Annotated in this window: 15 protein-coding genes and 1 tRNA gene; 5 read left to right on the forward strand and 11 right to left on the reverse strand. The window is 72.9% G+C overall.

The annotated features are described in order from the left end of the window. Nucleotides 1-6: 6 nt before the first annotated feature. Both ACI6PP_RS01680 and ACI6PP_RS01685 read right to left on the reverse strand, forming a co-directional pair. Complete coding sequence (locus tag ACI6PP_RS01680) at nt 7-303, reverse strand: GroES family chaperonin (RefSeq protein WP_421108602.1); 297 nt, start codon at nt 301-303, stop codon at nt 7-9. Nucleotides 304-341: 38 nt separating this feature from the next. Continuing rightward, entirely contained in the window at nt 342-608 is a 267-nt protein-coding gene (locus ACI6PP_RS01685; RefSeq protein WP_421108518.1) for a DUF3618 domain-containing protein, read from the reverse strand. Nucleotides 609-680: 72 nt separating this feature from the next. Between ACI6PP_RS01685 and bcp the strand changes: the two genes are divergently transcribed. Together bcp and ACI6PP_RS01695 are read left to right on the forward strand one after the other, a co-directional pair. Beyond that, nucleotides 681-1163, forward strand: coding sequence for a thioredoxin-dependent thiol peroxidase (gene bcp, locus ACI6PP_RS01690; RefSeq protein WP_421108520.1), 483 nt, complete (start codon nt 681-683; stop codon nt 1161-1163). Nucleotides 1164-1282: 119 nt separating this feature from the next. Then, nucleotides 1283-1364: transfer RNA gene (locus tag ACI6PP_RS01695), tRNA-Leu, on the forward strand. 1 nt (nt 1365) lies between these two features. Here ACI6PP_RS01695 and ACI6PP_RS01700 read toward each other — a convergent pair. The 7 genes from ACI6PP_RS01700 to murI are packed head-to-tail and all read right to left on the reverse strand — an operon-like array spanning nt 1366 to nt 6075. Next, nucleotides 1366-1773 (reverse strand): VOC family protein, encoded by a 408-nt coding sequence (locus ACI6PP_RS01700; protein WP_421108522.1) that lies wholly within the window; start codon nt 1771-1773, stop codon nt 1366-1368. A 5-nt stretch (nt 1774-1778) separates the two neighbouring features. Beyond that, complete coding sequence (locus ACI6PP_RS01705) at nt 1779-2648, reverse strand: AraC family transcriptional regulator (RefSeq protein WP_421108524.1); 870 nt, start codon at nt 2646-2648, stop codon at nt 1779-1781. Between the two features lie 17 nt (nt 2649-2665). Further along, on the reverse strand, nt 2666-3130 hold the full coding sequence (locus tag ACI6PP_RS01710; protein WP_421108526.1) for a tRNA (cytidine(34)-2'-O)-methyltransferase: 465 nt from the start codon (nt 3128-3130) through the stop codon (nt 2666-2668). 5 nt (nt 3131-3135) lie between these two features. Then, a complete protein-coding gene (locus tag ACI6PP_RS01715) occupies nt 3136-3750 on the reverse strand; it encodes a non-canonical purine NTP pyrophosphatase (protein ID WP_421108528.1) in 615 nt (204 codons plus the stop codon). Then, complete coding sequence (gene rph / locus ACI6PP_RS01720) at nt 3747-4475, reverse strand: ribonuclease PH (RefSeq protein WP_421108530.1); 729 nt, start codon at nt 4473-4475, stop codon at nt 3747-3749. The genes ACI6PP_RS01715 and rph overlap by 4 nt, the downstream gene beginning before the upstream one ends. 23 nt (nt 4476-4498) lie before the next feature. Continuing rightward, nucleotides 4499-5272: an MBL fold metallo-hydrolase gene (locus ACI6PP_RS01725; protein ID WP_421108532.1), complete on the reverse strand. Its 774-nt coding sequence runs from the start codon at nt 5270-5272 to the stop codon at nt 4499-4501. Beyond that, a complete protein-coding gene (gene murI / locus ACI6PP_RS01730; RefSeq protein ID WP_421108534.1) occupies nt 5269-6075 on the reverse strand; it encodes a glutamate racemase in 807 nt (268 codons plus the stop codon). The genes ACI6PP_RS01725 and murI overlap by 4 nt, the downstream gene beginning before the upstream one ends. A gap of 302 nt (nt 6076-6377) precedes the next feature. On the opposite strand from murI, the gene ACI6PP_RS01735 reads away from it, so the two are divergent. Beyond that, nucleotides 6378-7085, forward strand: coding sequence for a 4a-hydroxytetrahydrobiopterin dehydratase (locus ACI6PP_RS01735; RefSeq protein WP_421108535.1), 708 nt, complete (start codon nt 6378-6380; stop codon nt 7083-7085). 7 nt (nt 7086-7092) lie between these two features. On the opposite strand, the gene ACI6PP_RS01740 is transcribed toward ACI6PP_RS01735, so the two are convergent. Further along, nucleotides 7093-8070 (reverse strand): ribose-phosphate diphosphokinase, encoded by a 978-nt coding sequence (locus tag ACI6PP_RS01740; protein ID WP_421108536.1) that lies wholly within the window; start codon nt 8068-8070, stop codon nt 7093-7095. A gap of 52 nt (nt 8071-8122) precedes the next feature. On the opposite strand from ACI6PP_RS01740, the gene ACI6PP_RS01745 reads away from it, so the two are divergent. Together ACI6PP_RS01745 and ACI6PP_RS01750 are read left to right on the forward strand one after the other, a co-directional pair. Then, entirely contained in the window at nt 8123-8959 is an 837-nt protein-coding gene (locus tag ACI6PP_RS01745) for a class I SAM-dependent methyltransferase (RefSeq protein WP_421108538.1), read from the forward strand. A gap of 117 nt (nt 8960-9076) precedes the next feature. Then, a complete protein-coding gene (locus ACI6PP_RS01750) occupies nt 9077-11749 on the forward strand; it encodes a TPR repeat domain-containing protein (RefSeq protein ID WP_421108539.1) in 2673 nt (890 codons plus the stop codon). A gap of 1 nt (nt 11750) precedes the next feature. Here the strand turns inward: ACI6PP_RS01750 and ACI6PP_RS01755 are convergent, their stop codons facing one another. Then, on the reverse strand, nt 11751-12698 hold the full coding sequence (locus ACI6PP_RS01755; protein ID WP_421108541.1) for a PLP-dependent cysteine synthase family protein: 948 nt from the start codon (nt 12696-12698) through the stop codon (nt 11751-11753). Nucleotides 12699-12702: the final 4 nt, after the last annotated feature.

Genomic DNA, 12702 nt, shown 5'->3' on the forward strand with positions numbered 1-12702 from the left:
CAGACCCTAGAGGTACAGACCGGTCTGACCGCCGTCGATGCGCTCGGCCGCGACCGCGTGCACGTCGCGCTCGCGGAGCAGCACGTAGTCGTCGCCGCGCACCTCGACCTCGGCGCGGTCGTCGGGGTCGTAGAGCACGCGGTCGCCGACCTCGACGCTGCGCACGTGCGGGCCGACGGCGTCGACCTTGGCCCAGGCGAGCCGGCGTCCCATGGCCGCGGTGGCGGGGATGACGATGCCGCCGCCCGAGCGACGCTCGCCGCTCTCGCGGTCCTGCGAGACCAGGACGCGGTCGTGCAGCATGCGGATGGGCGGCCGGTCGGCGCTCACGGGCGGGCGCGTTAGTCGTTGACGAGCTTGCGGATGACGACCACGAGGCCGACGAACGCCACGACGCCACCGGCGACGGGCAGGATCGTCTCGAAGCGCGGCGAGCCGTCGGGGTTGACGAACTTGGCCTTGACGCTCGCGACGCCGCGCGAGGCGATCGTGGCCGGCTTCACGCGGTAGACGAGCTGGTCGATCGTCGACGCGAGGCGCTCGCGCACCTGCTCGATGTCGTCGACCAGGTCGTCGGGCTTGGCATTCGCGTCCGGGCCGTCGGCCACTGTCTGCTCCTCGTCTAGGGGTGTCGCCGTGCTGCTGAGGGTGTCACGTTACCGATACGGGAGGATGGACGCATGAACGCACGCCTCGCGCCTGGCGACCAGGCCCCGGACTTCACCCTGCCCGACGACAGCGGCAACGAGATCACGCTGTCCGACCTGCGTGGACGCAAGGTCATCGTGTACTTCTACCCCGCGGCGATGACGCCCGGGTGCGCGACGCAGGCCTGCGACTTCACCAAGAACGAGCAGGACCTCGACGCCGAGGGCTACACCGTCCTCGGCATCTCGCCCGACAGCCCGGAGAAGATCGCGAAGTTCCGCTCGCAGGACTCCCTGACCGTCACGCTGCTGTCGGACCCCGAGCGCGACGTGCTCAAGGCCTGGGGCGCGTTCGGCGAGAAGAAGCTCTACGGCAAGGTCGTCGAGGGCGTCATCCGCTCGACGTTCGTCGTCGACGAGGAGGGCCGCATCGAGGTCGCGCAGTACAACGTCAAGGCCACCGGCCACGTCGCCAAGCTCCGCCGCGACCTCGGCATGGCCCCCATCGACGCCTGACGCTCGCCGCGGCGTCCGTCCGCTCCACGATTCGACCGGTTTCCGTCGTGCGGCACGGCGTGTCGACGACCGAAACGCGTCGAATCGTGGGGAGGGGCAGGCCCTAGGCTGGGCGCTGCGCCGACGTGGTGGAACTGGCAGACACGCAGGATTTAGGTTCCTGTGCCTCCGGGTGTGCGGGTTCGAGTCCCGCCGTCGGCACTCAGGCCTTCCGCGGCTCGCCCGCGTAGGTGCCGAAGCCCCACTGGTTGCCCTCGGGGTCGCGGAGGCCGAACTCCTTGCCGCCGTAGTCGGGGGCCTCGAGCGGACGGTCGATATCCGCCCCGATCGCGACGGCGCGGGCGTGCACGGCGTCGACGTCGGCGGTGACGACGTAGACCGACGTGGTGCCGGGCTGCTGGGTGAACGGGCCGTCGGGCTTGTGGATGCCGAGCATGACGCCGCCGCCCTCGGGCCAGTCGACCTGGGCGTGCTGGATGACGCCGGCGTCGTCGGCGTAGGCGACGTTCTCGGTGAAGCCGAGGCCGACGAGGAAGTCGATGACCGCGCGCGGGTCGTGGGCCTGGAAGGCCGGGTAGACGAACGTGGGTGCCGTGGTGTTCTCGCTCATGGGTCTCACCCTGCCTGCTCGACGCGCACCGCGGCTTGGACGTTTGCGACCTCGGCGCGCACCCACGCCGTCGGGCTCAGGCCGGTGAACTCGGTGAACTCCCGCACCAGGTGGGCGTGGTCGTAGTACCCGTGGGCGACGGCGACGCCCGTCAGGTCCAGGCCCTCCCCCGCGCTCACGCGCTCGCCGACGACCCGCCGGGCGGCGTCGAAGCGCATCAGGCGCGCCGCCGTCTTGGGCGTGACGCCCACCTCGCCGCCGAACAGCTGCGCGAGACGGCGTCGTCCGAGACCGAGGTGGTCGCTCAGCTCGGTGACCGTGCCCGCGCCGCGGCGGGCGCCGAGCCAGCGCCACGCCTCGACCACCTCGCGGCGCACGCGCGGACGGTCGTCGGTGGTGGCGAGCCGGTCGAGCAGGAAGCCCGTGACGACGGCGTACCGCGCGTCCCACGACGTCGCCGCCTGCAGCCGGTCGTGCAGCCGCACCTCGGCGTCGCCGAGCAGGTCGCGCGCGTCGTAGCGGTCGAGCGGCAGCGCGGACGCGGGCAGCCCGAGGAGCCGGCGCGCGCCCAGCGGGTGCAGGTCGAGCTGGACGCCCGCCCACCGTCCGGGCTGCACGACGTACGCGGGCTCGGAGTGCAGGCCGCCCAGGGTCGACCACTGGGTCTGGACGTCGCCCGCGCGCCACGCGTCCCCCGACGGCGCCACGGCGAGCGGGTCGACCAGGGCGAGGACGAGCGTCAGCGACCGTCCCGGCAGGCCGCGGTGGACGTCGGGCGTCAGGCCGGAGGCGGCGTAGCCGTGCATCGCCGAGACGAACGGACGCAGCGCGCGGGGCAGCACCGCGGGTGCCGGGGTCTCCCAGAGCGGGGTCACCCGCCCAGGGTGCCAGGTCAGAGGCCTCCGGCGAACCCGTGCTGGCGCCAGGCCTCGTAGACGACGATCGCGGTGGTGTTGGCGAGGTTGAGCGAGCGGCGGGCCGGGAGCATGGGGACGCGGACGCGGGCCGTCACGTGCGGGTCCTCGACGACGTGGTCGGGCAGCCCGGTGGGCTCGGGGCCGAACATCAGGACGTCGCCGGGCTGGTAGGCGACGTCCTGGAACATCACGTCGCCGCGGGTGGTGAACGCGAAGACGCGCTCGGGGGCGAGCGCCTCCCACGCGGTCTCGAGGTCCGGGTGGACGGTCATCGACGCGAGGTCGTGGTAGTCCAGGCCGGCGCGGCGCAGGTTGGCGTCCGAGAGGTCGAAGCCGAGCGGCTCCACCAGGTGGAGCTCGACGCCCGTGGCGGCCGACAGCCGGATCGCGTTGCCCGTGTTGGGCGGGATGCGCGGCTCGAAGTACAGGACGCGGAACACGGGCGTCAGCTGATCAGGGCGGCGACGTGCGGCACCATCAGCACCAGCGCGCGTCCGCGGTGGCTGATGGCGTCCTTGTCCTCCGGCGACAGCTCGGCGGTCGAGACGCCGTCGTAGCCCTCGGCGACGAACAGTGGGTCGTAGCCGAAGCCGCCGTCGCCCTGGGGCGCGCGCAGCAGGTGGCCGCGCATCTCTCCGGTCTCGACGCGCTCGACCGACCCGTCGACCATCGCCATCGCGCAGCGGAACTGGGCGCCGCGTCGCTCGTCGGGCACGTCCTCGAGCTGGGCCAGCAGCAGCGTGTTGTTGCGCTCGTCGCTCTTGGGCGGGCCCGACCAGCGGGCCGACAGCACGCCGGGCATCCCGTTGAGCGCGTCGACGCACAGACCGGAGTCGTCGGCCAGCGACGGGATGCCCGTGGCGGCGAAGGCCGCCCGCGCCTTGATCAGCGCGTTGCCCTCGAACGTGGGCGCGTCCTCGACGGGCTCCTCGAAGTCGCCGATGTCGTCCAGCCCCAGCACCTCGACGTCGGGCACGGCCGGCGTGACGATGCGGCGCAGCTCGGCGAGCTTCTTGTGGTTGTGCGTGGCCAGGACGACCGTGCGGCGCGGCGGGGTCACGACGCCAGGGCCTCGGCCTGCATGCGGGTGAGGTCGGCGCAGCCCTTCTCGGCCAGCGCGAGCAGCGCGTCGAGCTCGGCGCGGTCGAACGGCGCACCCTCGGCGGTGCCCTGGACCTCGACGAACGTGCCGCCGCCGGTCATCACGACGTTCATGTCGGTCTCGGCCGCGACGTCCTCGACGTACGGCAGGTCGAGGACGGGGCGACCGTCGACGATGCCCACGGAGATCGCGGCGACGGAGTCCTTGAGCGGCTCGCCCTTGAGCGCGCCGTCGGCCCGCAGCGACGCGACGGCGTCGGCGAGCGCCACGTAGGCGCCGGTGATGGCCGCGGTGCGGGTGCCGCCGTCGGCCTGGAGCACGTCGCAGTCGAGGTTGATGGTGTTCTCGCCGAGCTGCGCGAGGTCGATCGCGGCGCGCAGCGAGCGTCCGACCAGGCGCGAGATCTCGTGGGTGCGTCCGCCCACGCGGCCCTTGACCGACTCGCGGTCCGAGCGGGTGTTGGTGGCCGCCGGCAGCATCGCGTACTCGGCGGTGAGCCACCCGAGGCCGGAGTCACGGCGCCACCGCGGGACGCCCTTGGTGACGCTCGCCGAGCACAGGACGCGGGTGCGTCCGAACTCCACGAGCACCGAGCCTGCGGGGTGGTCGGCCCAGGCGCGGGTGAACCTGACGGGGCGGAGCTCGTCGACGGCGCGGCCGTCCGGGCGTGCAGCATCACTCATGCCGCAACCCTCTCACTCGCCGGTCAGACGACGAAGACGTCCCCGGCGTTCACGAGGTCGAGGTCGCCGTTCCAGGTGGACTTGGCGTCGGCGACGACCTCGTCGCGGTCGGTCCAGGCCGGCACGTGGGTGATGAGCAGGCGCCCGACGCCGGCGCGGGTGGCGTGGTCGCCGGCCTGGGCGCCCGTCAGGTGCAGGTGCTCGGGGTTGACGGCCGACTCGACGAACGACGCCTCGCACAGCAGGACGTCGGCGCCGCCGGCGAGGTCGACCAGGGCGTCGGTGGGGCCGGTGTCGCCGGAGTAGACCAGGACCTTGTCGCGCCAGGCCACGCGCAGCGCGTACGCCTCGACGGGGTGGTCGACGAGCACGACGCTGATCTCGAACGGGCCCACGGCGGTGGGCTCGCCGGCGTGCCACTCGTGGAAGTCGAACTCCGCGGTCATGCCGGGGTCGAGCGGCAGGTCGTAGGCGCGGGCGAGACGGTCGGCGGTGCCCGAGGGCCCGTGGACGGGGATGCGCGGCAGCGCGCCGTCGGGGTGGTACTTGCGCACCACGTAGTAGCCGGTGAGGTCCAGGCAGTGGTCGGCGTGCAGGTGCGACAGCGCGACCGCGTGGACGTCGTCGAGGCTGACGTGGCTCTGCAGCGGGCCGAGCGCGCCGCTGCCGAGGTCGAGCAGCAGGTTGAACGTGCCGCCCTCGTGCGGCGCCTGCACGAGGTAGCAGCTGGTGGGCGAGTCGGGGGCGGGGAACGAGCCCGCGCACCCCACGACGGTGAGGGTCATCTGGTCGGTCACACGGCCACCTGCGCGAACTGGTCGACGACGTCGAGCTCGGGGCCGAGGAACCTGCGGCCCAGCTCGCGGAACGATCCGGGGTGCCCGGTGGTCAGGAAGCGGTGGTCGGGCTCGGGCAGCGCGACGTCGCGCACCAGCCCACCGCGCTCGAGCAGCGCGTAGACGTCCTGCGCGCACTCCTCGGCGCTCGAGACGAGTGTGACGCCGTCGCCGACCGCGTAGGAGATGGCGCCGGTGAGCAGCGGGTAGTGGGTGCAGCCGAGGACGAGGGTGTCGATGTCGGCGCGCACGAGCGGAGCGAGGTACTCGGCGGCGACGGCCTGCAGCTCGGGCCCGCCGGTGACGCCGGCCTCCACGAGCTCGACGAAGCGGGGGCACGCCTGCGTGTGCAGCTCGATGCCGGGGTTGGCGGCGAACGCGTCGTCGTAGGCCCGCGACGCGGCGGTGGCCTGCGTGCAGATGACGCCGACGCGCCCGTTGCGCGTGGCGGCGGCGGCGCGGCGGGTGGCCGGGACGATGACCTCGACCACCGGGACGTCGTAGCGCTCGCGCGCGTCGCGCAGCACCGCGGCGCTGGCGGAGTTGCACGCGATGACCAGCGCCTTGACGCCCCGGGCGACCAGGTGGTCCAGGCACTCGAGCGCGTGCTCGCGGACGGCGGCGATGGGCTGCGGACCGTAGGGCTGACGCGCGGTGTCGCCCAGGTAGAGCACCGGCTCGTGCGGCAGCTGGTCCAGGACGGCGCGCGCCACCGTGAGGCCTCCGAATCCCGAGTCGAAGATCCCGATGGGTGCGTCGCTCACGTGGCCGAGCGTATGACGAGCCGGTGTCGGAAACGAAACGAACGTGGGCCAACGCTCGCGTGAGTCGCGTCTCGCGGCGACGCCTCGTCCAGGTGGATGAATTTCGTCCAATCGACGGCGGGCCCCTCGCCGTCGGACCTAGATTTCTTCTCGTAGGGGACAGCTGCGAATCAGTCAGAGAAAATCCTTCGGGACCGTTGTCGACCCCCCATGCCACGACGACACTTCTCTGTGCGCGGCTGTCCCCTCCCCCCATTCTGGCCGGTGCCACGGCCCCCTGATCGGGTCTAGGGTCCGCGGGCATGGACATGCTGCGGGGCGACGCGATCGCCCAGGCCCACCTCGCCGACTGGCGCAAGCTCGCCCAGGGACTCCACGCCCGGTTCCTGGTCGACGACTTCGGAGCGGGCGTGCGGTTCGTCGCCGCCGTGGGCGAGGCGGGCGACGCGGTCGGGCACCATCCGCGCGCCTCGATCGGCAGCGGCCACGTCGACCTCGAGCTCGTCAGCGCCGACGCGGTGTACCGCGACGACGAGGGCACCGAGCACGTCGTCGAGTGGGTCACCCAGCAGGACGTCGACCTCGCCCGACGGATCAGCGGGATCGCCGCCGAGCAGGGCGTCGCACCGGACCCCTCCGCGACCTGCGAGATGGAGCTGGGCGTCGACACCGCGCGGTCGGCGACGATCGCCCCGATGTGGGCCGCCCTGCTCACCGGGAGCCCGGACTCGCAGGGGCGCGGCACCCCCGGTGACGAGATCCGCGACGCCACGAACCGGGTGCCGAACCTGTGGTTCGACGACGCCGACGACCACGCCCCGTCGCGTCAGCGCGTCCACGTCGAGGTCTGGGTGGCGCCGGAGACGGCCGCCGAGCGGGTCGCCGCGGCCGTCGCCGCGGGCGGCACCGTCGTCGACGACTCCGAGTCGCCGGGTTTCACCGTGCTCGCCGACCCGGACGGCAACCGGGGTGCGGTGTGCGCGGACCTGTCCGCGGCCGGGAGGCCGTGACGGGTCCTCAGAGGGGCAAATGAGGCTGCGGCGGGCCGTGCGCCGGGTCGACGCCGTCGAACAGCGAGCTGACCGACTCCCCGGCGTGGATGCGCTGGACGGCCTCGGCGAACAGCGGCGCGACGGACCTCGTCCGCAGCTCGGGCCAGTCCGCGGGCGCCGGCACGGTGTCGGTGGTGAGCACCTCGGTGATGCCCGGGTGCGAGCGCAGCCGCTCGACCGCCTTGCCGGTGAACAGGCCGTGCGTGCAGGCGACGGACGCCTCGACGCAGCCCTCCTGCTCCAGCTTGTCCATCAGCTGGATGATCGAGCCGCCGGTGGCGATCTCGTCGTCGAGGACGATGGCGCGCTTGCCCGACACGTCGCCGACGATGGCGTCGATGACCACGCGGTCGTCGGCCAGACGCTGCTTGCTCCCGGCCGCGACCGGCACGCCGAGCAGGCGGGCGAACAGCGTGGCGGTCTTGGCGTTGCCGAGGTCGGGCGAGACCACGACGGTGTCGGTGAGGTCGCGGTCGGCGTAGTGCGCGGCCAGCTCGCCGATGGCCGTCAGGTGGTCGACCGGCACCGAGAAGAACCCGTGCACCTGCGGGGCGTGCAGCGTCATGGTGAGGACGCGGTCGGCGCCGGCCGTCGTCAGCATGTCGGCCACGAGTCGTCCCGCGATCGAGATGCGCGACGCGTCCTTCTTGTCCGAGCGGGCGTAGGCGTAGTGCGGGATGACCGCCGTCACCTGGGCGGCCGACGCGCCACGGGCGGCGTCGAGCATCAGCAGCAGCTCCATCAGGTGCTCCTGCGTGGGCGGCACCAGCGGCTGGACGACGTAGACGTCGCGCTGGCGGCAGTTGGCGTGCAGCTGCACCTGCAGGCAGTCGTTGGAGAACCGGGTGATGTCGACCGGTGAGACCGAGATGCCCAGCTGCCCGGCGATGGCGTCGGCCAGGGCGGGGTGGGCGTTGCCGGAGAAGACGACGATGTCGCGCACGACGCCACTGTGCCGCATGGCACCCCCGGGCCGCGAGGGGCACCATCGGAGGATGAGCCGACCACGCCCCCTGCGCGGCGTCAGCGAGACCCTGCTGTGGACGCTGTACCTGCGGGCGGTCGACGCCCGGTCGTCCCGCCCGGTGCTCGGCGACCCGTGGGCGCAGCAGGTGCTCGACCGGGTGGAGGTCGACGCGCGGCGCCTGGCCCTGCTGCGCGGCGACATCCGCACCATCGCCACGCGCGGGCGCGAGCTCGACCGCTGGACCCAGCAGTTCCTCGACCGGCACCCCGACGGGCAGGTGGTCAACCTCGCCTGCGGGCTCGACAGCCGGGTCCTGCGCGTGCGCCGGCCCGCCACGTCGGCCTGGACCGACGTCGACCTGCCCGACGTGGTCGAGCTGCGCCGCCCGGTCTACGACCTCCCGGACGACGTCGTCACGCTGGCTGCCTCGGCCACCGATCCCGCCCTGTGGCGCGACCTCCCCGACGACCGGCCGACGCTCGTCGTCGCCGAGGGCCTGCTCATGTACCTCGAGCCCGACGCCGTCGAGACGCTGCTGGACCACCTGGCCGCCCGTCGCTCTCCCGGAGAGATCTGCTTCGACGCCGTCGGACGGTGGGTGCTGCCCGTCAGCCGCCTGCTGAAGGTCGTCGCGCGCGACGACGTCCGGTTCCGCTGGTCGACGCGCGGCGCGCGCTCGCTGGCCCGGCAGCACCCCGGGCTCGTCGCCCTGGAGGACGTGCCGATGACGCCCCTGGTGGCCCGCGAGGCGGTGCCCGGGCCGGTGGGGCACCTGCTGGCCGCGTCGACGACGCTGTCGCCGCTCGCGAGCGCCATGCGTCTGCTGCGCCTCGGCTTCGGCCACCCCACACGAACGGGCATCTGACCCGCTCTCGATGACTGTTTCGCTGCGGCGGTCCGCCCGTTCGCGTGGACGTGACCCCCTGCGGTCCTAGTTTCGTGCTCGGCCACGGGGGTGACCACACCGAAGGACGCAGCAGACATGCCGGAGATCGACCTGTTCCCCGCCCACGCCTCCTCCCCGGAGGCCGTCCGCGCCGAGGCCGACCGCCTCACCGCCGCGCGCACCGATCTGCAGGCGCTCGGCGACGACGTCCGCACCCGTACCCGGGACGCCGCCACGCACACCGAGGGCCTGCTCGTGACGCCGCTGTCGCAGAGCGCCGACCCGACGATCGCCCAGGCGCGCGACCTCGCCGACGCGTCGGTGTTCGCCGGCGGCCTGCTGCGGCTCTGGGCGACCGCCGTCGAGGGCTACAACCGCGACATCGGGCCGCTCAACACGCGGTGGCGCGAGGCGAGCGAGACGCCACCGGTGGAGGCCGGTCTGCGTCAGGAGCTCGAGCGCGAGGAGCAGCGGCTGACCGCGGCGCTCGACGACGAGGCCGCGCTGATCGCCGGCCACCTCGACCGCGGCCCCAACGGCCAGGGCCTCGCGCTGCTCCACGACGAGGACGCCATCTCGTCGGCCGAGCTGCTCTCGGTCCGGCGTGACCTGCTGACGGACCAGGGGACGCTGCTCGCGGCGGTGGAGAAGGAGTCCGAGGGCCTGGACGCCGTCCGCGACATGTCCGACGCCGACCTGGCGGCCTGGCTGCGCGAGAACCCCGACGTCACCGACGACGTGTGGGAGGCGCTCGGCCGGCGGGTCGGTGGCTGGGACGCCGGCCAGGCCAGCGCCGACGCCGCCACGATCATCGGCGCGATGGACCGCAGGACCGACGACGCCGGCACCCGTGAGGCGATGAGCGGGCTGTCGCTCCTGACCGCCGTGGGCATCGCTGGCCAGCGGGGCGGCCGGACACTGCCCGGCACGTCGGCGGACTACCTGAGGACCTTCTACGGCGACCTCGACCGGACCGAGGGCGGGCTCCAGCGGTTCACCGACTGGATCAAGCAGGACGAGCACCTCGTCGACGAGGTGCGGACCACGCAGACGACCGTCTCGGGCTACATGGGCTACCCGGTGCCCGTCACCACGACGAGGACCGTCTCGGAGAAGCTCCCCGGCTTCGACCAGGCCACCCAGGACGCGATGCTCAACGACCTCGCCGACGGTCTGCTCCTGTCGAGCGACGAGGACCTCGGCGAGGGCCTGGGCGCCGACGCGCTCCCCCAGTCGGTCAAGGACGCCCTCGCCGACCGGACGAAGGTCGACACCGACTACAGCTACGCCGGCGAGGGCGTGGCCTACCTGCCCTACAAGATCGAGGGCGGGGAGAAGTTCGGCGAGCTCGCCGACCTGCTCGGCCACGCGTCGGCGGACGTCGAGGCCGGCGACCAGACCTCGCGCGACCTCACGATCGCCGCGGCCGACGTCGCGGGCAGCGTCAACGAGCACGCCGTCAAGGAGGACGACATGACGGACTGGATCAGCGACCAGAGCCGCACCGACTGGCAGGACCGGCTCCAGGGCGTCGTGTCCATCGCGAGCCGCAACGAGGACGCCAACGCGACGATGCTCCACGACGCGGCCCGCGACGGCTCGGGCGAGGGCTACGGCGACGACGGCAGCACGCGCGCCGACGTCGGGGCCGCGGCCGACCTGCGCGAGCTCTACCTGTTCGACTGGCCCGACCAGGGAAAGGCCGTCGCGCAGTACACCGACTGGATCCCCGCCGCGATGGGCGACCCGGGCACCCAGCAGATGGGTCTGCAGGCCTCCGGCGACCTGATCGAGTTCGCGACGGAGACCGGCACGAAGGACGCGGGCTCCAACACCTTCGGCTCCCTGATGCAGGGCGTGCCGCGCGACTACGTCGGCGAGGACGAGTCCAGCTCGGTGGGCGGGGCCAACCCGTTCGTCGCCCGCAGCTTCGCCGGGGTCGCGGCGGCCAACCTGGATGCGTTCGCCGACACCCCGACCGGTGGCTCCGAGGCAGGGCCCGACGGCGACGACAGCTTCAACGTCAACGCCGGCGACCGCGCCCGCTTCTTCACGCTCGTCGGCACCGACGACGACGCGATGCGCAGGCTCAGCATCACGGTGGGCGCCTACGAGCAGCTCGGCGCCAACGAGGCGATCCGCTCCGGCGACCCCGTCGAGCTGCAGCGCGCCGGCGAGGAGGCCGCCTACCTCGAGGGGCTCGTGGGCGCCGGCAGCGTCAACGCCGAGATCGTCGACAAGGGCACCGAGTACGCCGTGGACGTGGCGGACTACAAGGCCAACCTGCTGGCGGCGCAGGTGGGCAAGAACTTCCTGGGCAGCCTGATCGGCGCGGTCCCGCTCCCGGTCGGCCCGGCGGTCGCCAGCGGCGCGTTCAGCGGCCTGGGCGAGTTCGTCGTCCAGGGCGCCATCACCGAGCCCCCACTGCCGGACGGCGTCCAGGTGGGCGACGTCAACGACTCCACCGCGCAGACCGCGTCGGCCGCGTACACGTTCGCGCAGGCCAAGGTCGACGCCTACCCCGACCAGCTGCCGGAGCGGCTGAGCGGCCTGCTCGGCGACGACGGCAAGCTCCCGCCGCTCAGCGAGCTGTCCAACCGGGAGCTCAACGACCTGCGCGACTGGGGCCGCTCGGACGCCCGGTTCGAGCAGTACCAGCGCGACGCGGACACCAAGAGCGTCTACGACACGCTGGTGATCGACTCACGCGGCACGATCGACGCCAAGTCCTCGGCCCTCAACGACTTCCTGAGGGGGATCCGGCCGTAGGTCAGGCCCAGAGCTGCCCGTCGAGGGCTTCCTCGGCCTCGTCGACGGTGCCCTCGTAGGCACCGGTGGACAGGTACTTCCAGCCGCCGTCGCAGACGATGAAGCAGATGTCGGCACGCTCGCCGGCCTTGACCGACTTCGACGCCTGCGCCAGCGCCGCGTGCAGGATCGCGCCGGTGGAGATGCCCGCGAAGATGCCCTCGGAGTCGATCAGCTCGCGGACGCGGCGCACGGCGTCACGGGGTCCGACCGAGAAGCGGGCGTCGATGAGGGTCTCGTCGTAGAGCTCGGGGACGAAGCCCTCGTCGATGTTGCGCAGGCCGTAGACGAGCTCGCCGTAGCGCGGCTCGGCGGCGACCATGCGGACGTCGGGCTTGTGCTCGCGGAAGAAGCGTCCGACGCCCATCAGGGTGCCGGTGGTACCGAGACCGGCGACGAAGTGGGTGACGTCGGGCAGGTCGGCGAGGATCTCGGGGCCGGTGCCCTCGTAGTGCGCCTGGGCGTTGGCGGGGTTGCCGTACTGGTAGAGCATCACCCAGTCGGGGTGGTCGGCCGCGACCTGCTTGGCCACGCGCACGGCCTCGTTGGAGCCACCGGCGGCGGGCGAGGAGATGATCTCCGAGCCCCACATGCGCAGCAGCTGCTTGCGCTCCTCGGACGTGTTCTCCGGCATCACGCACACCATCCGGTAGCCGCGCAGTCGCGCGGCCATGGCCAGGGAGATGCCGGTGTTGCCCGACGTGGGCTCGAGGATGGTGCAGCCGGGGCGCAGCAGCCCCTCCTTCTCGGCCCGGAAGATCATCGCCAGGGCGGCCCGGTCCTTGATGGACCCGGTGGGGTTCTGGTCCTCGAGCTTGGCCCAGAGCCGCACGTCGGGCGAGGGCGAGAGCGTCGGCAGGCCCACCAGGGGCGTGCCGCCGACCGAGTCGAGCAGGGAGTCGTGACGCACGGCG

Source organism: Solicola agrisoli (assembly GCF_049059935.1).
GTDB lineage: Bacteria > Actinomycetota > Actinomycetes > Propionibacteriales > Nocardioidaceae > JAURVT01.